Annotated in this window: 22 protein-coding genes and 1 other annotated feature; all 22 genes read left to right on the top strand. The window is 35.3% G+C overall.

Annotated elements, in window-relative coordinates:
* The first annotated feature begins 197 nt into the window (after positions 1-197).
* The 22 genes from ACTXGU_RS10665 to ACTXGU_RS10560 all read left to right on the top strand — a co-directional run bounded on the left by ACTXGU_RS10665 (position 198) and on the right by ACTXGU_RS10560 (position 21,095).
* Positions 198-965, top strand: a complete 768-nt coding sequence (locus tag ACTXGU_RS10665; protein ID WP_443481495.1) for a cell division protein FtsQ/DivIB — start codon at positions 198-200, stop codon at positions 963-965.
* Entirely contained in the window at positions 962-1,663 is a 702-nt protein-coding gene (locus ACTXGU_RS10660; RefSeq protein WP_443481494.1) for a DUF881 domain-containing protein, read from the top strand. The genes ACTXGU_RS10665 and ACTXGU_RS10660 overlap by 4 nt, the downstream gene beginning before the upstream one ends.
* Before the next feature lie 367 nt (positions 1,664-2,030).
* Positions 2,031-2,759, top strand: coding sequence for a DUF881 domain-containing protein (locus tag ACTXGU_RS10655; protein WP_443481493.1), 729 nt, complete (start codon positions 2,031-2,033; stop codon positions 2,757-2,759).
* Positions 2,759-3,124, top strand: a complete 366-nt coding sequence (locus ACTXGU_RS10650) for a small basic family protein (protein ID WP_443481492.1) — start codon at positions 2,759-2,761, stop codon at positions 3,122-3,124. The genes ACTXGU_RS10655 and ACTXGU_RS10650 overlap by 1 nt, the downstream gene beginning before the upstream one ends.
* A 186-nt stretch (positions 3,125-3,310) precedes the next feature.
* The gene (ftsA, locus tag ACTXGU_RS10645) at positions 3,311-4,597 is read left to right on the top strand and encodes a cell division protein FtsA (RefSeq protein WP_443481491.1); all 1,287 of its coding nucleotides are present in this window, start codon (positions 3,311-3,313) and stop codon (positions 4,595-4,597) included.
* Positions 4,598-4,699: 102 nt separating this feature from the next.
* Entirely contained in the window at positions 4,700-5,860 is a 1,161-nt protein-coding gene (ftsZ, locus tag ACTXGU_RS10640) for a cell division protein FtsZ (RefSeq protein ID WP_443481490.1), read from the top strand.
* A 475-nt stretch (positions 5,861-6,335) separates the two neighbouring features.
* On the top strand, positions 6,336-7,271 hold the full coding sequence (gene spoIIGA, locus ACTXGU_RS10635) for a sigma-E processing peptidase SpoIIGA (RefSeq protein ID WP_443481489.1): 936 nt from the start codon (positions 6,336-6,338) through the stop codon (positions 7,269-7,271).
* Between the two features lie 43 nt (positions 7,272-7,314).
* Positions 7,315-8,034, top strand: coding sequence for an RNA polymerase sporulation sigma factor SigE (gene sigE, locus ACTXGU_RS10630; protein ID WP_443481488.1), 720 nt, complete (start codon positions 7,315-7,317; stop codon positions 8,032-8,034).
* Between the two features lie 142 nt (positions 8,035-8,176).
* Positions 8,177-8,956 (top strand): RNA polymerase sporulation sigma factor SigG, encoded by a 780-nt coding sequence (sigG, locus tag ACTXGU_RS10625; protein WP_443481487.1) that lies wholly within the window; start codon positions 8,177-8,179, stop codon positions 8,954-8,956.
* A gap of 157 nt (positions 8,957-9,113) precedes the next feature.
* The gene (locus tag ACTXGU_RS10620; protein WP_443481486.1) at positions 9,114-9,377 is read left to right on the top strand and encodes a YlmC/YmxH family sporulation protein; all 264 of its coding nucleotides are present in this window, start codon (positions 9,114-9,116) and stop codon (positions 9,375-9,377) included.
* Between the two features lie 88 nt (positions 9,378-9,465).
* Positions 9,466-10,293 (top strand): peptidoglycan editing factor PgeF, encoded by an 828-nt coding sequence (pgeF, locus tag ACTXGU_RS10615; RefSeq protein ID WP_443481485.1) that lies wholly within the window; start codon positions 9,466-9,468, stop codon positions 10,291-10,293.
* A gap of 1 nt (position 10,294) precedes the next feature.
* Positions 10,295-10,972 carry a YggS family pyridoxal phosphate-dependent enzyme gene (locus ACTXGU_RS10610; RefSeq protein ID WP_443481513.1) on the top strand — a complete coding sequence of 226 codons (678 nt, stop codon included), beginning with the start codon at positions 10,295-10,297 and terminating at the stop codon, positions 10,970-10,972.
* 10 nt (positions 10,973-10,982) lie between these two features.
* Complete coding sequence (locus ACTXGU_RS10605) at positions 10,983-11,456, top strand: cell division protein SepF (RefSeq protein WP_443481484.1); 474 nt, start codon at positions 10,983-10,985, stop codon at positions 11,454-11,456.
* Positions 11,457-11,462: 6 nt separating this feature from the next.
* Entirely contained in the window at positions 11,463-11,726 is a 264-nt protein-coding gene (locus tag ACTXGU_RS10600; RefSeq protein ID WP_443481483.1) for a YggT family protein, read from the top strand.
* A gap of 290 nt (positions 11,727-12,016) precedes the next feature.
* Positions 12,017-12,790: a YlmH family RNA-binding protein gene (locus tag ACTXGU_RS10595; RefSeq protein ID WP_443481482.1), complete on the top strand. Its 774-nt coding sequence runs from the start codon at positions 12,017-12,019 to the stop codon at positions 12,788-12,790.
* A gap of 238 nt (positions 12,791-13,028) precedes the next feature.
* The gene (locus tag ACTXGU_RS10590; protein ID WP_443481481.1) at positions 13,029-13,526 is read left to right on the top strand and encodes a DivIVA domain-containing protein; all 498 of its coding nucleotides are present in this window, start codon (positions 13,029-13,031) and stop codon (positions 13,524-13,526) included.
* Positions 13,527-13,587: 61 nt separating this feature from the next.
* Positions 13,588-13,822 (top strand) — a binding site (T-box leader).
* A 135-nt stretch (positions 13,823-13,957) separates the two neighbouring features.
* Positions 13,958-16,729 (top strand): isoleucine--tRNA ligase, encoded by a 2,772-nt coding sequence (gene ileS, locus ACTXGU_RS10585; protein ID WP_443481480.1) that lies wholly within the window; start codon positions 13,958-13,960, stop codon positions 16,727-16,729.
* A 266-nt stretch (positions 16,730-16,995) separates the two neighbouring features.
* A complete protein-coding gene (locus ACTXGU_RS10580) occupies positions 16,996-17,277 on the top strand; it encodes a hypothetical protein (RefSeq protein WP_443481479.1) in 282 nt (93 codons plus the stop codon).
* A 232-nt stretch (positions 17,278-17,509) separates the two neighbouring features.
* A complete protein-coding gene (lspA, locus tag ACTXGU_RS10575; protein WP_443481478.1) occupies positions 17,510-18,022 on the top strand; it encodes a signal peptidase II in 513 nt (170 codons plus the stop codon).
* A complete protein-coding gene (locus tag ACTXGU_RS10570; protein WP_443481477.1) occupies positions 17,991-18,902 on the top strand; it encodes an RluA family pseudouridine synthase in 912 nt (303 codons plus the stop codon). The genes lspA and ACTXGU_RS10570 overlap by 32 nt, the downstream gene beginning before the upstream one ends.
* 170 nt (positions 18,903-19,072) lie before the next feature.
* The gene (pyrR, locus tag ACTXGU_RS10565) at positions 19,073-19,615 is read left to right on the top strand and encodes a bifunctional pyr operon transcriptional regulator/uracil phosphoribosyltransferase PyrR (protein WP_443481476.1); all 543 of its coding nucleotides are present in this window, start codon (positions 19,073-19,075) and stop codon (positions 19,613-19,615) included.
* A gap of 172 nt (positions 19,616-19,787) precedes the next feature.
* Positions 19,788-21,095 (top strand): solute carrier family 23 protein, encoded by a 1,308-nt coding sequence (locus ACTXGU_RS10560; protein ID WP_443481475.1) that lies wholly within the window; start codon positions 19,788-19,790, stop codon positions 21,093-21,095.
* The last annotated feature ends 56 nt before the right edge of the window (positions 21,096-21,151 follow it).

Genomic DNA, 21,151 nt, shown 5'->3' with positions numbered 1-21,151 from the left:
CACTATATTGGATTTTTATGTTTATGTTATAATGAAAATTTGAAAAAAGTTCTGCTTTTTTAAACTAAATATGGTAAATTAAGAAAAGGATTTTCTAGAAAAAAAGAGAAACTATACATAAAAGATGCCTTTTATACTGGTTCGTTAAAAATGGACATGTATTGATATAGCTTTTTATATGATGAGGTGAATATTTTTTGGAAAAAGGAAAGATTGTTTCCATAGAAGATCGTATTCCAAAGTTAAAGCAGCAGCGTCGGAAAAAAGCGAATCGCCGACTCATTTTTTTACTTTTGCTTTTTTTTCTGTTAATTGCATGTGTTATTTATTTCCAGTCACCACTTAGTCATGTGAAGGAAATTGAAGTAACAGGAAATAGATTAATCAAACAAGAAGAAATAAAAAGGAAAAGTGGAATAACACAAAATACGAATATGTGGACGATTAATAAAAAGAAAGTGGAAGGAAGAATAAATGATTTTCACGATATAAAATCAATAAAAGTGACAACTTCCTTTCCTAATAAAGTGACGATATATGTAAAAGAATACAAACGAATTGCTTATTTATTAGCAGGGAATAAGTATATACCGATTATTGAATCAGGGAAAATGCTCGCAGAAAGAAGTATGGGAGAAACACCTGCTGATGCACCAATCATTATCGGTTTTAAAGAAGATAAAGTGTTAAAAACAATGGTGGACGAATTAGACAAGCTTCCGAAAGAAGTCTATAACAGCATATCTGAAATTCACTATACTCCTAAAAACACAGATTCTTTTCATATAAATGTATATATGAATGATGGATTTGAAGTATCCGCTTCTTTATACACATTTGCTGATAAGATGCAGTACTATCCCTCCATTATTAGTCAATTAAACCGTAAAAAGAAAGGTGTTATTGATTTAGAAGTTGGTTCTTATTTTAAAGCGTATAAAAAGGAAGGGGAAAAAGCAAAGTGAAAAAGAAAGTGAAAGGAAGTCATGTTATCTTTTCCTTTGTTTTTCTTATTTTAGGTTTTATCGTTTCTTTTGCGTATCAAATGGCAGAAGAAGAGAAGGGAAATCCCCCCAAAATGGACAGTCAGTTTGGAAAAGATTTAGCTTTACGAAATGAATTAATCAAGCAAGAAAAGACTAATAATCAGTTGCAGCAACAATTAAAAAATGCACAAAATAAATTGCTTAACTTTGAAAAAGAGCTGTCGAGTGAAGCGGAAAATTTTTCGGCTTTAGCGGAAGAAGCAGAAAAATTTCGTATGTATTTAGGGAAAGTACCGGTACAAGGAGAAGGCGTTAGCATTACGCTTGAAGACGGCGATTACAATCCTAAAGATGAAAATATCAATCACTATCTTGTACACGAACACCATATTTTTCAAGTAGTGAATGAACTTTATATCTCTGGGGCTACTGCTATCAGTATTAATGGACAGCGTCTATCCCATCATTCTTATATTCTTTGCAATGGTCCAGTCATTGAAATTGATGGATATCAGCATCCTGCTCCATTTATTATTACGGCAATAGGGAATAGCGATGTATTAGAAGGAGCCATAAATATTCCTGGTGGGGTAAAAGATCAATTAGTCAATGAAAATGTTAAATTTACGGTGGAGAAAACAAAAGAAGTTAAAATGAAACCGTTTATTGGAAGCTGAAGATAAACGAGATGGGGTGCCATTTTTGATGCATAAAAGGTGCCAAAATAGAAGCTTTAACTTGGTGGCTTTTTTGAACATTTCCTAGGAGTGAATAGTATAGCATACAGTGATTGTCACTTCTTACTATATGGCTATGTTAAAGCTCATTGTTGATTTCGGCACTATGTTGATCTTCGTTCCAGGCGTGAGACTCCTGCGGGAAAAGCGAGTCAGAGGGAGACCCCACAGGCGCACAGCGCTGAGGAGGCTCCCGGACCGCCCGCGGAAAGCGAACGCCTGGAGTGGAAATCAACAGGCAAGTTTAACAGAGCCTACTATATAAAAACAACACTATATAAATAGAAGGTAGAAAGTATGGTAAAGTGTGGATAAAAAATTTTTCACAATGACGGGAATAACGATAATTATCGGATTTATGATTGCTGTTCAATTTCAAACAGTAAAAGAGCCAGTCGTTCGCGATACAAGAGATAGCTGGCAATTAAGAGAAGATTTGTTAAAGGAAAAAGAATTAGAATTGAAGCTTCTGCAGGAAATTCGGTCAACAAACGAAAAGATCGATGAATATAAGAATAATCAATTGCGAAGTAAAGAACAAGTTTTACAAGGAACGATTTCAGAATTAAAAGAAGAAATGGGCTTAACGAAATTTAGTGGCCCAGGAATTGTTATTTCGATTGAACCTTTTAATAAAGAACTTTTATTAGGAGAAGAACCTGGAAAAATTACTGCTGATTTATTAAAAAGACTGATTAATGAATTGAATATGTATGGTGCCAAAGAACTGGCGATAAATGGATATCGTTATATTAATACAACTGCCATTAGGGAAATTAATAATGTAACAAAAATAGACGGATATCCTTTAAATACTTTACCTATTGAAGTAAAAGTCATAACGGATAATACGGAAAGTGCAGAAAAATTGTACAATCGAATGAAAGTGTCAAAATCAGCGGATGAATTTTTTGTTTACAATCTTATACTAAATATAAAAAAACCGTCAAATAAATTAACAGTCCCATCATACGCAAACTCCATAAATGTTCATTACATGGAGCCAGTAAAAGAGGAAGAAGGGGGCGGTTCTTAATGTGGCTGCCTGTTTTTGGCTTATTAGTCGGCATTTTGCTTGGTTTATTATCAAATTTAACCATACCAAAAGAATATGAAAGTTATTTATCCATTGCTGTTCTTGCAGCATTTGATACGTTGTTTGGAGGGATTCGTGCACATCTTCAAAATATTTATGATGAAAGAGTGTTTGTATCTGGTTTCTTTTTTAATATTATATTAGCAGCAAGTTTAGCTTTTCTCGGTGTACATCTTGGTGTAGACTTATATTTAGCTGCTATTTTTGCTTTTGGTGTTCGTTTATTCCAGAACATTGCAGTAATTAGAAGGATTATATTAACAAAATGGGAAAATAAACGTGAAAAAGTAAAAAAAAATAAATGATAAAAAAGGGGAATACATAAGTTTTGGCGAATAGTTTAAAACAAAATAAATTAAATATGTTTCAGGAGGACAAGCATTCTTGCAGATTTTTTATTAAATAAGTCTCCGAAGCAATAAAAAACATTCGTTAAATAATAGACTATGTTGTTCAATTTTATTTTAAAATGCAAAAGGAGGTGCCCGAGAATGAACAGCAATGAGTTTTATGTAAGTCTAGACATCGGTACATCCAGCGTAAAAGTAATCATTGGTGAAATGATGAACGAATCTTTAAACATTATTGGAGTCGGCATCGTTCCTTCTGAAGGTTTAAAAAAAGGTTCTATTGTGGATATAGATGAAACAGTTCATTCCATTCGAAAAGCAATTGAACAAGCAGAAAGAATGGTCGGTGTAGAAATTAACCAAGTAATTGTTGGCGTTTCGGGAAATCATGTTAGTCTGCAGCCATCCCATGGGGTTGTTGCAGTGTCAAGCGAAAATCGTGAAATTACCATTGAGGATGTTATCCGAGTGAAAGAAGCAGCACAAGTTGTTTCCATTCCGCCAGAAAGAGAAATAATTGACATTATTCCAACCCAATTTATCGTGGACGGTTTAGATGAAATTACCGATCCAAGAGGTATGATTGGTGTTCGTTTAGAAATGGAAGGTATGATCATTACTGGCAGTAAAACTATTTTACATAACACCTTAAGATGTGTGGAAAGAGCTGGTCTTGAAATAGTAGATATTTGTTTACAGCCATTAGCGGCTGGCTCCTTTGCGCTATCAAAAGATGAAAAAAACCTCGGAGTTGCTCTCTTAGATATTGGTGGAGGTTCCACTACCATTGCCGTATTTGAGAACGGTTTTTTGAAAACGACAAGTGTCCTTCCAATTGGAGGAGACCATATTACAAAAGATATTTCCATCGGTCTTCGTACAACGACAGATGATGCAGAGAAAATAAAAGTTAAATATGGCTATGCATTTTATGAACAAGCCTCAGAAGAGGAAGTGTTCAGTGTTCCAATCATTGGAAGCGATCAACATCAACAATTTAATCAACTAGAAATATCTGATATTATAGAAGCAAGAATAGAAGAGTTGTTTGAATTAATTGCAGAGGAATTAAAAAGATTAAGAGTGTATGACTTACCTGGTGGTTTTGTATTAACAGGCGGTGTTGCTAATACAAAAGGAATTCTGGAACTAGCGCAAGATATGTACCAAAACCGAGTGAGAATTGCCATTCCTGATTATATTGGAGTAAGAGAGCCACAATATACTACTGCAGTTGGTTTAATTAAATTCTCCTATAAAAATAATAAACTTCAAGGTGGTAATATCCATCAGGCAGTCCCAGTAGCTGCAGCAGAAAGCAAAGAGAGAAATCACAAACAATCACCACAAAAACCTGTGTATGAAAAACAGGTACAAGAAAAAGGACCATCTAAATTTAAAAAGTTTATGGGTTATTTTTTCGATTAAGATAATAAAAACTAAAAAATGGAATATTTACTCCATATCACCAAGAATTGAGATGCGGACAGTTCGATACTGCTGAATATCGACGAATTAGGAGGATTTGTCATGTTGGAATTTGATACAAATATAGATTCTTTAGCAACGATAAAAGTCATTGGGGTTGGCGGCGGCGGAAACAATGCTGTTAATAGAATGATTGAACACGGTGTTCAAGGTGTAGAATTTATTGCTGTTAATACAGATGCACAAGCATTAAATTTATCTAAAGCAGAAGTTAGAATGCAAATTGGCGGTAAATTAACAAGAGGATTAGGTGCTGGTGCTAATCCGGAAGTTGGAAAAAAAGCAGCTGAAGAAAGCAAAGAACAAATTGAAGAAGCACTAAAGGGCTCTGATATGGTGTTTGTTACTGCTGGAATGGGTGGAGGAACAGGAACTGGTGCTGCTCCTGTTATTGCCCAAATAGCACGTGACTTAGGAGCATTGACAGTTGGTGTTGTGACAAGGCCATTTACATTTGAAGGAAGAAAACGCTCTAATCAAGCATCAGGCGGAATTTCTGCAATGAAAGAAGCGGTTGATACGTTAATCGTTATTCCAAATGATCGTTTGCTTGAAATAGTAGATAAAAGCACACCGATGCTTGAGGCGTTTAGAGAAGCAGATAACGTATTGCGTCAAGGTGTACAAGGTATCTCTGATTTAATTGCAACACCTGGTTTAATCAACTTAGACTTTGCTGATGTGAAAACAATTATGGCTAATAAAGGATCTGCATTAATGGGCATTGGTGTTGCCTCAGGTGAAAACCGTGCTTCTGAAGCAGCGAAAAAAGCTATTTCGTCGCCATTGTTGGAAAAGTCGATTGATGGAGCACAAGGTGTATTAATGAATATTACTGGCGGTACAAATTTAAGTTTATATGAAGTGCAAGAGGCGGCTGATATTGTTGCATCTGCATCAGATCAAGAAGTAAATATGATTTTCGGTTCTGTTATTAATGAAGATTTAAAAGACGAAATTGTCGTAACTGTAATTGCAACAGGATTTAATGCAGATGCAGTCTCACCACCAACAGCAAGATCTTCATTTGGTGGTGTAAAACCTAATAATGCGCCAACTCATACACGTGAAGTAAATAGAGAAGAGCAGCAACATCAGCAGCATACGAATACGAAAGAAACAACTAGAAGGGATTCTATTCCACAAGGCGAAGAGACCCTTGATATTCCAACTTTTCTTCGTAACAGAAATCGTCGTAGATAAAACGAAAAGCGGAAGCGCCTTGGTCAGCCCCGAAGAAAAAATGTTCTCTTGTCTCAAAAAGTGTTTTTTACTTTTAGAGACAAGAGGTTATTTTTCACAGGGGCTAGGCGTTGGAGCTAGATAACCATCTACTTTCAGAAAAAATACACTTTGTTATCTTAAAAAAAGCAACAAAAAAGTCTAGGAGAAATCCTAGGCTTTTTTGTTTTAACAAAAAATAGCGCTTTATCTGTTTGAAAAAAACTGATAATTAAAGATTAGAATAAGAAATAGTGGCATGCGATAAATAATGACAAAATCTGTTCCTAATAGAGAAAATTTCTGTTTTTTTGATTACAGAAAGTGACACACTTCCATATCCATTGTAGGTTATACTTTTTCGTAACAGATTAATAGAGGAAGGGTTGGCCCTCTCACATCGCTTTTTTTTGAGAGTAAAAACTCATGCTAGTTTTTAGAGAGGAGGCAATGATGGTTGGCCATTTATTTAGATGTAATATGGCTATTAAATTTTTTATTTGACAGTCTGCTACTCTACTTAACCGCCATTGTGTTAAAAAGAAATGCTCGTCTTTGGAGAATCATTTTAAGTGGTTTTATAGGAAGCCTTGTTATTTTATTTGCTGTTAGCCCTTTTCACGAATACACAAGTCATCCTATATCGAAATTATTATTTTCGGTTGTAATGATTTTAACGGCTTTTGGCTATAAAAAATTTCGTTACTTTATTAGTGGGCTGATGACATTTTATTTTGCCACTTTCTTAATTGGCGGCACCTTAATCGGTGTTCATTATTTTATACAATTTGATTTTCAATTATCTTCTTCCGTTTTGCAAGAAAGTGTAAAAGGATTTGGAGATCCTATCAGCTGGTTGTTTGTGTTGCTTGGATTTCCGCTTGCTTGGCATTTTTCGAAAAAGAATGTAGACGGTATTGAAATTACAAAAATAAAGTATGATCAAATGGTGCAAGTCACCTTTCAGCTTGCGAATCAACATTTTTATGTAAGGGGGTTAGTGGATAGTGGAAATCAAGTATATGATCCCATTACGAAAGTACCTGTCATGTTTGTGTCTTTAAATAGCTTAAATGGAGAGATTCCAGAAGATATATTTGCCTTTGCTGAGAATGCGGACGCTATTATTTATGGTGAAAAAAATGTTGCGGAAGAGTGGGAATCGAAAATGCGGATTATTCCATATAAAGTGGTGGGAAAGGAACATCAATTAATTATAGCGATTAAACCGGATAATCTTTTTATAACGGTAAATCAAGAATTAATATTAGTAGAAAAAGGTCTTATTTCTTTTACGAAACAGCAGCTGTCTTCCGATGATTCATTTGATTGTATTGTGCATCCAAAAATGTTAACAGGTAAAAAGATCGTAAATAGTGAAAAGGTTAGTTAATATACTATACTCTTAACATTCATCAATTAGAAGGAGGACAATTATGAAAAAATTAAAGCTTCGCCTCACTTATTACTGGTATAAATTATTAATCAAATTAGGGATAAAATCAGATGAAGTATTTTATATTGGCGGAAGTGAAGCATTGCCACCACCGTTAAGCAAAGAAGAAGAAGAAGAACTATTAAAAAAGCTTCCAAAAGGCGATCAAGCAGCACGATCGATGCTGATTGAAAGGAATTTGCGATTGGTTGTTTATATTGCAAGGAAATTTGAAAATACAGGTATAAATATTGAAGATCTTATTAGCATTGGGACGATTGGCTTAATCAAAGCAGTTAATACATTTAATCCCGAAAAAAAAATTAAATTAGCTACATATGCGTCTAGATGTATAGAAAATGAAATATTAATGTATTTAAGAAGAAATAATAAAATTCGTTCAGAGGTTTCTTTTGATGAACCGTTAAATATTGATTGGGATGGAAATGAGTTATTATTATCCGATGTAATGGGAACGGAAGATGATATAATTACAAAAGATTTAGATGCAAGTGTGGATAAAAAGTTATTAATTAAAGCGTTGCATCAGCTTTCAAAAAGAGAAAAACAAATTATGGAACTGCGGTTTGGGTTAGGAACTGGTGAAGAAAAAACGCAAAAAGATGTCGCAGATATGTTAGGAATTTCACAATCCTATATTTCCCGTTTAGAAAAAAGGATTATCAAAAGACTAAAAAAAGAATTTAATAAAATGGTGTAAAAAAATATTTTTTAGAAAAAAACCCTTGTTTACAAGGGTTTTTTTGATGGGCAAAAAGATTGCAAAATTCGTGCATGCATATTTTTCCTTCGCAAGGAGATACTGTTTTTTGAACAGCAGCTCCTGTAAGGAGGGAAATAGATTGACTCGAAATAAAGTAGAAATTTGCGGTGTGGATACATCTAAGCTTCCAGTATTAAAAAACGAAGAAATGAGACAGCTCTTCAAGCAAATGCATCTGGGTGATATAACCGCGAGAGAAAGTCTAGTAAATGGAAATCTTCGCCTCGTTTTAAGTGTTATTCAGCGGTTTAATAATAGAGGCGAATTCGTGGACGACTTATTTCAAGTTGGTTGTATTGGTCTAATGAAATCTATTGATAATTTTGATTTAAGTCAAAACGTAAAGTTTTCCACCTATGCTGTCCCGATGATTATTGGAGAAATTCGTCGTTACTTGCGGGATAATAATCCGATTCGGGTATCAAGGTCTCTAAGAGATATCGCTTATAAAGCATTGCAAGTAAGAGAGCGTTTGATGAGTAAAACATCAAAGGAACCGACAGCTGAGGAAATAGCAAAAGAGCTGGATATTCCTCATGAGGATATTGTATTTGCTTTAGATGCAATCCAAGATCCAGTTTCCCTTTTTGAACCAATCTATAATGATGGTGGAGATCCAATCTATGTGATGGATCAGTTAAGTGATGAAAAAAACAAGGATATTCAATGGGTAGAAGAACTTGCATTAAAAGAAGGTATGAGAAGATTAAATGATCGAGAGAAGCTAATATTACGAAAACGGTTTTTTCAAGGGAAAACACAGATGGAAGTTGCTGATGAAATTGGTATCTCACAAGCGCAAGTATCACGATTAGAAAAAGCTGCTATTAAACAAATGAATAAGAATATACAAAGTTAATGGTATTTGTATAAATTGGACAAAGATTACTGAATCAACAAAAAAGACTACTTTCAAGGTAGTCTTTTTTGTTGTACTAATTTTTCAGCTATGCATCATATACTTACTATACGATGGTTTTTACTTATCGGGTAAACAGATGGTAGGGGTGAAAATAGTGATGAAAATATCTGACTTTCAAATAAAAGATGTTGTAAATGTTGCCAACGGGAAAAAACTTGGTAATATTGGGGATATTGATATAAATTTACAAACTGGAAAAATCGAATCGATCATAATAGGAGGTCCTGGCAGAGTGCTTGGTTTTTTCGGACGAGATGCAGATATTGTCATTCCGTGGAGCAATATATTAAAAATTGGTGAAGACGTTATATTAGTACGCTACAATAATCATCTCGCATTGGCAGATCAGGAAGAATAACAGCTTCTCTAACAGGTAAATAATGATTTTTTTATGACCAAATTATCATGAGTATGGTACACTATAAAAAAACAATGAGGTTAGAAAAATGGAGCCATTTATTTTACAGGAACAAGAGTTTTTTACGATCGCTGATTGGTGTAAAGCATATCCTAATTTGCTTGCTGGATTTTCCACGAAAAATGGCGGCAAAAGTGAAAAAGAATTACAAAGTTTAAATCTTGCTTTTCACGTGAATGATTTAAAAGAAACGGTTTGTGCTAATCGTAAAATTGTTGCAGACAAATTGGATTTTCCGTTAGAAAAATGGGTGGGAGCAGAACAAACGCATCAAACGAATATTGAAATCGTGACAAAGGAGCATGCTGGCAAAGGAGCCTTTGATTATGAAAGTGCCTGCACAGATACAGACGGTTTTTTTACAATGGAAAAAGGAGTGCTATTAACATTATGCTATGCTGATTGTGTGCCGTTATACTTCTTCCATCCCGCAACAGGTGCAATTGGAATTGCTCATGCAGGCTGGAAAGGAACCGTACAGAATATTGCTAAAGAAATGATTGCCGTATTTAATTCACATCACATTAAAGCAAATGAAATAATGGCTGTGATTGGTCCTTCTATTTCCGAGCGGAGGTATATTGTCGATGATCGCGTAATTGCCGAAGTAGAAAAGATATTGTCAGCAGATGAGGCAAAACCATATTATTTAGTTTCGCCCAATCAATATGCGTTAAATTTACAGCAGCTTAATAAGCAAATTCTAATAAAAGCAGGGGTTTCCGAAAAAAATATACAACTTACAAATTATTGTACCAGCCATCATGAGGACTACTTCTTTTCACATCGCCGAGATAATGGGAAAACAGGAAGAATGATGAGTTTTATCGGTTGGAGAGAGGATGTTACCGTTTAAAATGTTTGTAAAAAATAATTTATTAGAAATAGAAAAGAATATTGAAGAAGCTTGTCAAAAAGCACATCGCTCAAAGGATGATATTACCGTAATTGCGGTGACAAAATATGTTACAATAGAAAGAGCCCAAGAAGCACTTGAGACAGGTGTGAGTCATTTAGGAGAAAATCGGGAAGATGGACTTCTATCTAAATATGAAACATTAAAGGACAAGCCTGTATGGCATTTTATCGGCTCCTTGCAAACGAGAAAAGTAAAAAGTATTATTGATTATGTCGATTATATCCATTCACTTGATCGTTTGAGTTTAGCAAAAGAGATACATAAACGTGCTGATAGAACAATAAAATGTTTTGTACAAGTGAATACTTCACAAGAAGAATCCAAACATGGATTGGCATCTGAAGAAACAATCAGCTTTATAAAAAATTTATCTGAGTATACGAATATTCAAATTGTCGGATTAATGACGATGGCGCCATTTACAGATGATGAAGCACAGCTTCGTTATTGCTTCCGATCATTAAAGCAGCTGCAAACAGAAATTCAAAAGCTGCAGTTATCGTATGCACCATGTAGAGAGCTTTCTATGGGAATGTCAAATGATTACTCGATTGCTATCGAAGAAGGAGCAACCATGATAAGAATTGGCACTGCTTTAGTAGGAAACGACAGATAGGAGGCTTAAAATGAGTATAAAATCGAAAATCAAAACGTTCTTCTTTTTAGAAGATGATTATGATGAGGAACAAGAAAGATACGAAGAAGAAGTAGAACCAGTAAAACAGTATAAACAGCAGCAACAACCACATCATATATCGAATCAATCGCAATCAACTGGGCAGAAACAAAATGTGGTTAGTTTGCAAAGTGTACAAAAATCATCAAAAGTATTTTTAGTAGAGCCACGTGTATATGCAGAGGCACAAGATATTGCTGATCAATTAAAAAACAGACGTGCTGTTGTTGTCAACCTGCAGCGTATTGAAAAGGATCAAGGAAAAAGGATTGTCGATTTTCTGAGCGGCACTGTATATGCTATAGGTGGAGATATTCAAAAAATTGGAACCGATATCTTTTTATGTACGCCTGATAATGTCGAAGTATCGGGAAATATTTCGCAAATTCTCCAAGAAACTGAATTTGAACATTCGAGGTGGTAGCCCTTTATGGTCATGTTATATAATATAATCATCAACTTAATTACAGTCTATTCATATGCCTTAATTATTTATATATTAATGTCATGGATTCCAAGTGCAAAAGAAACGGGATTTGGCAGAATTTTAGCACGTATTTGTGAACCGTATTTAGAGCAATTCAGAAGATTTATTCCTCCGATTGGCATGATTGATATATCTCCAATTGTAGCTATTTTTGTTTTACGATTAGCAATGGGTGGCGTAAGACAACTATTTACCTGGTTCGTTTAATAGAAACAACGGAAAAAGGGCTGGAAGATGGCCTTTTTTCTTTTTGTTTTGGCTGTTTTCTCAAAGTTTGTTGTTTTTACGTAAAAAATGGAAGAAGAAGTACTCAGCAGACTGAATACACGTAGACTCCTGTGGGAATGCGAGGAAGACGAGACTTAAGCAGAGCGTATGCGACGAGGAGGCTCGACGCTCGCTAAACGGACGAAGTGTATTCAGGCTGCGAGTTTAAAAGCAACAAACTATACGAAAACAGCCTTTGTTTTAAACCGTTTTAGAAGGGGGATTAGTTGATGTCAATCTATCAGCATTTTCGACCGGAAGAAAAAGACTTTATTGATCAAGTGTTTGCTTGGCGAAACGATGTAGAAAATTCCTATGCACCAAAGCTGACCGATTTTTTAGATCCTCGAGAACAAAAAATAGTCAGTATGATCATTGGTCAAAATCAGTCGATTAAAGTTGCCTTTTCAGGGGGAACAAAAGAAGCCGAACGGAAAAGAGCGTTATTATTTCCCGATTATTATCAAAAAGAGGAAGATGATTTTCAGCTGACATTAATGGAAATAGAGTATCCTAAGAAATTTATTACCATTGAACATCCTCAAGTGCTAGGTAGTATTATGTCATTAGGATTAACCAGAAGTAAATTTGGCGATATATTAATAAAAGAGGACAGAATTCAGCTTATTTTATGTGAAGAGATGAAAGATTATGTTCGTTTGCAATTAAATTCTATCGGGAAAGCGAAAGTGCAGCTAAAAGAGGAACAGTGGGATAACGTATTACATACAGAAGAAAATTGGACCGAAAGTAGTACGACTCTTTCATCTTTAAGGTTGGATACCGTACTTGCTGGAATTTACAATATATCTAGACAAAAAGCGCAAAATTTTATTACAAATGGTTTAACAAAAGTAAATTTCACGACAGTGGAACAAGTGGCTTTCGTTTGTGAAGAAGGAGATGTACTTTCCGTTAGAGGGCATGGAAGATCCATCATAAAAGTAATTGAAGGAAGAACAAAAAAAGATAAATGGAGAGTCATTATAGGTAGAATCAAATAAGTCCATACGGTACTTCTTGCATTTATAGGACAAACATTTTGCTTTTCTTTCCAAAAAGAATAGTTTTTTTCTATCTTAACTATGTTACAATATTTTCAATAGCAATTATTTTGTCTCTAACTCACTTTTTTTGACGTATTTTCAAAAAAAATAAAGGAATTACGTTGATGTTGTCGAATTGTTGTAAAATGATACATAACGAAAAGGAAAATGAAATAGAAGTTTGGGAGGTGGCGGCATGCCATTAACACCGTTAGATATTCATAATAAAGAATTTAGTAAAGGTTTTCGTGGGTATGATGAAGACGAAGTAAATGAATTTTTAGATCAAGTGATAAAGGATTATGAAAACATTATTCGTGAAAAAAAAGCGTTGGATGAGAGATTAAGCGAATTAACTGACCGAATTGGCCACTATAATAATATAGAAGAAACATTAAATAAATCGATAGTTGTTGCACAAGAAGCAGCAGAAGAAGTAAAACGAAACGCACAAAAAGAAGCGAAATTAATCATTAAAGAAGCAGAAAAAAATGCGGACCGAATAATTAATGAGTCATTATCAAAAGCGAGAAAAATCGCATTGGAAATTGAAGAGCTGAAAAAGCAGTCAAAAGTGTTTCGAACTCGATTTAAAATGCTGATAGAAGCTCAATTGGATATGTTAAATAATGACGATTGGGACCATTTGTTAGAATACGAATTGGACGCTTCTGAGTTAAATTCTGCGAAATAATCGATCTTATCTTGACGAACAGAGCTATTTTAGCCTATAATTTTTTAACAAAAGTATATTCATGTTTGCGTAGACAGGGACAGTACAAATTTCGGGAAACTTATGTAAAAGCGAATCAGGGATGGTGGAAGCCTGGTATAAGTCGGAATTGGAAAATCACCCTCGAGTACCTTTTTTGAACGTGTAAGTAGGAAAAGGCGGTTCATCACCGTTACAAAATGCTCAAAGTGGATAGAAGTTATTTCTGTCTATAAGGGTGGTACCGCGGGATAAATATAAACCTTCTCGTCCCTTTTATGGGATGAGGAGGTTTTTTGTTATGTTCTGATTAACTAACAACTTACAAAGACTATAATAGAAAAGAAGCATACCAACCTGAGGGAAAACCTGTATGAATACAAACAGAATATAATTAATGGAGGAATTAATAAATGGAATACAAAGACACATTGCTTATGCCGAAAACAGCATTTCCGATGAGAGGTAATCTGCCTAACCGTGAGCCAGATATTCAGGCGCAATGGAATGATATGAATATTTATGAAAAAGTACAAGAACGTACAAAAGATCGTCCAAAATATATTTTGCATGATGGACCGCCATATGCAAACGGTGATATTCATATTGGCCATGCCTTGAATAAAATTTTAAAAGATTTTATTATCCGCTATAAATCGATGACTGGTTTTAATGCACCTTATGTACCGGGCTGGGATACACATGGTCTGCCGATTGAACAAGCCCTTACAAATAAAGGGGTAAAGCGAAAAGAAATGACGGTTGCTGAATTTCGCAAACTTTGCGAAGAGTATGCACTTGAACAAATTGACAGTCAAAGAGAACAATTCAAACGTTTAGGTGTACGCGGCGATTGGGAAAATCCATATATTACGTTAAAGCCGGCATATGAAGCGCAGCAAATTAAAGTATTTGGAGAAATGGCGAAAAAAGGCTATATCTACAAAGGATTAAAACCAGTTTATTGGTCCCCAACAAGTGAATCTGCATTGGCAGAAGCTGAAATTGAATACAAAGATAAGCAGTCGCCATCCATTTATGTTGGCTTCAAAGTGAAAGAAGGAAATGGCGTAATTGGAGAAGATGTTCAAATCGTTATTTGGACAACAACTCCATGGACGCTTCCAGCAAACCTTGGAATTTCCGTTCATCCAGAACTAACATATGTCATTGTAGAGGAAAAAGGAAATAAATATTTAGTAGCAAAAGACTTATTAGAGACGGTGACAACAGAATTAGAGTGGACTGATACAACAGTGGTTCAAGAAGTTAAAGGATCGGAGCTTGAGAATATTAAAGCAGTTCATCCTTTCTATGATCGTGAATCCCTTGTTATGTTAGGCGAACATGTTACAACAGACGCTGGTACAGGCTGCGTTCATACTGCTTCTGGCCATGGGGAAGATGACTTCCTAGTTTGTCAGAAGTATGGCTTGGAAGTATTAAGTGTAGTTGATGATAAAGGATTAATGACATCAGATGCACCTGGATTTGAAGGGTTATTTTATGATAAAGCAAATAAACCAATTACCGAGAAATTACAAGAAGTCGGCGCTCTTTTAAAATTAGAATTTATTACCCATTCTTATCCGCATGATTGGAGAACTAAAAAACCGGTTATCTTCCGTGCAACTGCCCAATGGTTTGCTTCTATAAAAGACTTCAGAAAAGAGTTATTAGAAGCAGTTAAAGAAACAAAATGGGTACCTTCTTGGGGAGAAACAAGACTGTACAACATGGTACGCGATCGCGGCGACTGGTGTATTTCAAGACAGCGTGCGTGGGGAGTGCCAATCCCGGTATTTTATGCAGAAAATGGCGAGAGCATTATTACTGATGAAACAATCGATCACATCTCTTCTCTGTTTAGAGAGCATGGTTCAAATATTTGGTTTGAAAAATCAGCAAAAGAATTATTGCCAGAAGGCTTTACACATCCAGGAAGCCCTAACGGTACATTTACAAAAGAAACAGACATTATGGATGTTTGGTTTGATTCAGGTTCATCACATCAATCAGTTTTGGAAGAAAGACCAGAATTACAAAGACCGGCAGATCTTTATTTAGAAGGTTCCGACCAATATCGAGGCTGGTTTAACTCATCACTATCAACTGCTGTAGCGGTTACTGGCAAAGCGCCGTATAAAGGTGTGCTAAGCCACGGTTTTGCTCTTGATGGAGAAGGCAGAAAAATGAGTAAATCCCTTGGAAATGTAGTCGTGCCTGCAAAAGTAATGAACCAGCTAGGTGCAGACATTTTGCGTTTATGGGTTGCTTCTGTTGATTTCCAAGCAGATGTACGTGTTTCAGACGCTATTTTAAAACAAGTAACAGAAGTATATCGCAAAATCAGAAATACGTTCCGCTTCTTATTAGGCAACTTAGCAGATTTTGATCCGCAAAAAAATACTGTATCATATAATGATCTTCGTGAAGTGGATCAATTTATGATGGTTAAATTGAATAATTTAATTAGAAATGTAAATGATGCTTATGATAAATTTGAGTTTTCAACTATTTATCATAATATTAATAATTTCTGCACACTTGATTTAAGTGCATTCTATTTAGATTTTGCAAAAGATGTTTTATATATTGAAGCAAATGATAATCATGAAAGAAGAGCAATTCAAACAGTTTTATATGAAAGCTTAATCAGTTTAACGAAACTAGTTGCACCAATTCTTCCTCATACAGCAGATGAGGTATGGACTCATATTACATCTGCAGTAGAAGAGAGTGTACAGTTAACGGATTTCCCTGAATATGTGGAACATAAAAATAGTGAAGCTCTTTTAGAAAAATGGAATAAATTTATGCAACTGCGTGATGATGTATTAAAAGCATTAGAAGAAGCGCGCAACCAAAAAGTAATCGGGAAATCACTTGCTGCAAAAATCACTTTATATGTTAACGAAGAAACAAATGAACTGCTAAATTCTATTCAAGAGAATTTAAAACAATTATTTATTGTTTCTGGTTTTGAAGTAGCTGGTGATTATGAACTAGCACCTGAAAATGCATTAAAATTGGAGCATGCTGCAATCATTGTTTCAAAAGCAGATGGCGAAACTTGTGAAAGATGCTGGACTGTTACAACAGATATTGGCACGGATGCAGACCATGCAACACTATGTGCTAGATGTGCAAGCGTAGTAAAAGAAAATTACAGCGACTTAGCTTAATAAGATATTTTTTCTTTAAGTTAAAGCCATGGCCTAGTAAGGGTCATGGCTTTTGTTAAGAGAAATATCGTTTTATTATTCCAATTAAATACTTCCACCTCCGTTAATAGTTGTTATGACTGTAAAAAGTTAAGTTGGTTTTTCAATCGCAATCTGGAAAAACTATATTTAGAAGAAGTTCAAAAAGAAATCAAATGATAAGCGGCGAATCTTCGTTGGCTTGCTTTGAACACACATTAATTACAACTTAGAACGGAGGATGGCGTATGAATAAGAATTTAGAAAAGCTTTATACAGAACTCCGTATGACACAAATAGAGTTAATAACTACATTAAGAGTGAAAAGAGAATCGAAAATAAATCATTACATTGAAGCGGAACTTTATGATGTAGAAGAATCAATGAAAAGATTAGAAAGTGGAAACTTTGGAACTTGTGAAATTTCTGGTGAACTTATTCCAGAAGATATTTTAGCCATTATTCCAACAATTAAATCCAAAAAGGATGTACAAGAAATGCAATCATATTATCGAAAATCTCTGCACTAAAAGAAGTAAAACTATGGGCTTGCAAAATGAAAAGCTGACGAAACCATTCAGGCTGATCGAAATCGTTTGCCTTTCAAGGAACGAAGACTTTTGAGGAGCGGAGTTACCGAATTTGGGTAATGAGCATCCGAAAAAGTTGAGTGACGAAGAAAGCGAGCGATTGTCGACAGCCTGAAACGATAACTATCGTTTTTATGTAGATTATGCTAAAATGCTAAAGTAGACTCGAGAATTGGAGGAAACTTTGGTGTTTTATTACATAATTGCACTTGTTATTATCGTAATCGATCAATGGACAAAATGGTTAGTCGCTAAAAATATGGACCTTGGAGAAAGCATAGAAGTAATAAAAAATTTCTTTTATATTACTTCTCATCGAAATTCTGGAGCTGCTTGGGGAATATTAGAAGGAAAAATGGCTTTTTTCTATATTGTTACCATATTAGTCATCGCAGGGATTTGTTATTTTATTCAAACAGGAACGAAGGGGAAAAGATTATTTGGCGTTTCGTTAGGATTGATTTTAGGCGGTGCAGTCGGCAATTTTATCGACCGCATCAGACATCAGTATGTAGTTGACTTTATTAATACGTATATCTTCCGTTATGATTTTCCGATATTTAATATTGCAGATTCAAGTTTAGTAATCGGCGTTATTTTATTGTTATTTGTCATGCTGAGGGAGGAAAGAGAAGCGAAGAAGGAGAAAGAAAATGGAAAAAAGGGAACATATCATTCAAGATGATCAAGTAAATGAAAGAATTGATAAAATTATCTCTACGATAGAAAAAGACTGGTCACGCACACAAGTTCAAGCATGGATCAAAGATGGCCATGTTACCGTAAATGGAAATATTGTGAAAACAAAATATAAAGGGGTATTAAATGATATTATCATGATTGATATCCCAGATCCGACTGAATTGGACGTAGCTGCAGAAGAAATGGATCTTGATATTTATTATGAAGACAGTGATGTTCTTGTCGTAAATAAACCAAAAGGAATGGTTGTTCATCCAGCTCCGGGACATGTTTCCGGCACACTCGTAAATGGATTAATGGCTCATTGCAAAGATTTATCCGGTATTAATGGGGTAATGCGACCAGGTATTGTTCATCGTATTGATAAAGATACTTCCGGATTATTAATGGTGGCAAAAAATGATGCAGCTCATGAAAGTTTAGTCAATCAGTTGGTTGAAAAAACAGTGACAAGAAAGTATAAAGCACTTGTACATGGCAGCATTCCACATGATTATGGCACAATAGATGCACCTTTAGGACGTGATCCAAAAGATCGACAAAGCATGACGGTAGTGGATAAAGGCAAACATGCTGTTACCCATTTTCATGTATTAGAGAGATTAGACGGATTTACATTTGTTGAATGTCAACTGGAAACAGGCAGAACGCATCAAATTCGTGTGCATATGAAATATATCGGCTTCCCATTAGCAGGTGATCCAAAATATGGACCACGCAAAACATTAGATTTAGGCGGTCAAGCACTTCATGCAGGTGTATTAGGATTTAATCATCCAAGAACAGGCGAGTATAAAGAATTCGAAGCACCCTTGCCAAAAGATTTTGAGGAACTGTTAAACAATTTAAGAAATAATCGTTGACATAACCTCCTGTTTGTACTATCATTACAGTAGTTAAATAAGTCCTTTAAATCAATCCCGTGAGGTTGAGAAGGAATCGGATATGCCATGATATGGCTAAGTACACTACAAGTCTGTCCTCTCATCCAAATCGGTTGAGAGGATTTTTTTGTAGAAAGGTGATTTCATACATGTCACAAAAAGCACTTGTATTAGATGATCAAGCAATTAGAAGAGCTTTAACTAGAATTGCACACGAAATTATTGAGAAAAATAAAGGAATTGAAAATTGTATTCTAGTTGGTATTCGGACAAGAGGAATTTTTATTGCAAATCGATTGGCGGAAAGGATTTCGCAAATTGAAGGGAAAAAGATTGCAGTTGGAGAGCTTGATATCACCTTATACCGTGATGACTTATCGAAAAAAACTAATAATAAGGAACCTCTTGTAAAAGGTTCTGATATTCCGACAGAAATACAGGATTTAAAAGTCATTTTAGTGGATGATGTACTGTATACGGGAAGAACTGTTCGTGCAGCGATGGATGCGTTGATGGACATTGGAAGACCTTCTTCTATACAGCTTGCAGTGCTGGTAGATAGAGGTCATAGAGAATTGCCGATTAGAGCCGATTATGTTGGGAAAAATATTCCAACATCCAGTTCAGAAAAAATTGTCGTTGATTTAGCAGAAGTGGACGATCATGATGAAGTAAATATATTTGAAAAATAATAAATAACCCTTTTAATTGCAGTACAGCGAGACTGATAAGGGGTGATAACAGATGAGGTCTTATTTCCTTCTGCTTAAAACCCCTGATATGTCTTGCATTGAAGGGGTTTTTTTAAAGAAGAAAGCACATAATAAAGGTTAAATACATCAATGTAGTGCAAGAGGAGACAGCATGAATAGACATAAACCAGTATTGGATATACAAGATAAACCTTCCGCATCTCAATGGATTACACTAAGTTTACAGCACTTATTTGCGATGTTTGGAGCAACTGTTTTAGTACCTTTTCTCATAGGTTTAAGTCCAGCAGTTGCCTTAATCTCAAGCGGACTTGGAACACTTGCATTTTTGATTATTACGAAATGGCAAGTTCCTGCTTACTTAGGTTCCTCCTTTGCCTTTATTGCACCTGTGATAGCCGCTAAACAATTAGGTGGGCCAGGTGCTGCAATGATCGGAACATTTATTGCAGGCATCGTTTACGGCATTGTAGCATTGCTTATTAAAAAAGTGGGTTATCGCTGGATTATGAACATATTGCCGCCAATTGTTGTTGGTCCAGTCATCATGGTAATCGGATTAGCATTGGCAAGTACTGCAGTAAGTCAGGCAATGAATGACCCGGCCACCCAAACATACAACTTGTTATACTTTTCCGTCGCGTTAGTGACATTACTGGCAACGATACTGTTTACGATCTTTGGAAAAGGGGTATTCAGCTTTATCCCAATCCTTGCGGGAATTATTGTAGGATACTTATATGCCCTTGCAGTTGGTGTGGTGGATTTTCAACAAGTAATAGAAGCAGACGTATTTGAAATGCCAGATTTTATTTTCCCATTTGCTGACTATCAAGTAAATATAAATGCTGCTATACTAGCATTGTTTGTACCGGTCGCAATTGTAACGCTAACTGAACATATCGGACATCAGCTTGTTTTAAGCAAAGTAGTAGGAAAAGATTATATAAAAGATCCAGGATTACACCGAAGCATCCTTGGAGATGGCACAGCAACACTTATTTCTGCGTTAATTGGCGGTCCGCCAAAAACAACTTATGGAGAAAATATTGGCGTACTGGCAATTACGAGAGTATATAGTGTATATGTAGTGGCAGGTGCAGCAATACTCGCAATCATATTTGGATTTATCGGTAAGATTACAGCATTAATCCATTCGATCCCAGTTCCAGTAATGGGAGGGGTTTCCATCTTGTTATTTGGAATTATTGCATCATCAGGCCTTAGAATATTAGTAGAAGCTAAAACAGACTTTAGTAAAAATCGCAATTTAGTGATTGCATCTGTTATTCTAGTAACAGGCATTGGTGGAGCATCCATTCATATAGGCGATCAATTTAAAGTAGAAGGAATGGCGCTTGCAGCAATCATTGGAATTATGCTTAATCTCCTTCTTCCAGGCAGAGAAAAAGCAAAAGAAGATTTATTTGAAGCAAATAAAGTAGAACAAACTAAATAAAGTTACACCTTTTAAAAAAGTACAGAGAGACTTTTAAGGGTGTTGAAGGTTTCACA

It is taken from the genome of Niallia sp. 01092 (assembly GCF_052318935.1).
In the GTDB taxonomy this organism is placed as follows: Bacteria; Bacillota; Bacilli; order Bacillales; family Cytobacillaceae; genus Niallia.
Note: the sequence above shows the minus strand (reverse complement) of the source record. Positions and strands in the feature narration are given on the sequence as shown.

Excerpts from the sequence above, each read along its gene's own strand:
- ACTXGU_RS10650 (WP_443481492.1), top strand. The coding sequence starts at position 2,759 with ATGTGGCTGCCTGTTTTTGGCTTATTAGTCGGCATTTTGCTTGGTTTA.
- ftsA (WP_443481491.1), top strand. The coding sequence starts at position 3,311 with ATGAACAGCAATGAGTTTTATGTAAGTCTAGACATCGGTACATCCAGC.
- ftsZ (WP_443481490.1), top strand. The coding sequence starts at position 4,700 with ATGTTGGAATTTGATACAAATATAGATTCTTTAGCAACGATAAAAGTC.
- sigE (WP_443481488.1), top strand. The coding sequence starts at position 7,315 with ATGAAAAAATTAAAGCTTCGCCTCACTTATTACTGGTATAAATTATTA.
- pgeF (WP_443481485.1), top strand. The coding sequence starts at position 9,466 with ATGGAGCCATTTATTTTACAGGAACAAGAGTTTTTTACGATCGCTGAT.
- ACTXGU_RS10610 (WP_443481513.1), top strand. The coding sequence starts at position 10,295 with ATGTTTGTAAAAAATAATTTATTAGAAATAGAAAAGAATATTGAAGAA.
- ACTXGU_RS10605 (WP_443481484.1), top strand. The coding sequence starts at position 10,983 with ATGAGTATAAAATCGAAAATCAAAACGTTCTTCTTTTTAGAAGATGAT.
- ACTXGU_RS10600 (WP_443481483.1), top strand. The coding sequence starts at position 11,463 with ATGGTCATGTTATATAATATAATCATCAACTTAATTACAGTCTATTCA.
- ACTXGU_RS10595 (WP_443481482.1), top strand. The coding sequence starts at position 12,017 with ATGTCAATCTATCAGCATTTTCGACCGGAAGAAAAAGACTTTATTGAT.
- ACTXGU_RS10590 (WP_443481481.1), top strand. The coding sequence starts at position 13,029 with ATGCCATTAACACCGTTAGATATTCATAATAAAGAATTTAGTAAAGGT.
- ileS (WP_443481480.1), top strand. The coding sequence starts at position 13,958 with ATGGAATACAAAGACACATTGCTTATGCCGAAAACAGCATTTCCGATG.
- ACTXGU_RS10580 (WP_443481479.1), top strand. The coding sequence starts at position 16,996 with ATGAATAAGAATTTAGAAAAGCTTTATACAGAACTCCGTATGACACAA.
- ACTXGU_RS10570 (WP_443481477.1), top strand. The coding sequence starts at position 17,991 with ATGGAAAAAAGGGAACATATCATTCAAGATGATCAAGTAAATGAAAGA.
- pyrR (WP_443481476.1), top strand. The coding sequence starts at position 19,073 with ATGTCACAAAAAGCACTTGTATTAGATGATCAAGCAATTAGAAGAGCT.
- ACTXGU_RS10560 (WP_443481475.1), top strand. The coding sequence starts at position 19,788 with ATGAATAGACATAAACCAGTATTGGATATACAAGATAAACCTTCCGCA.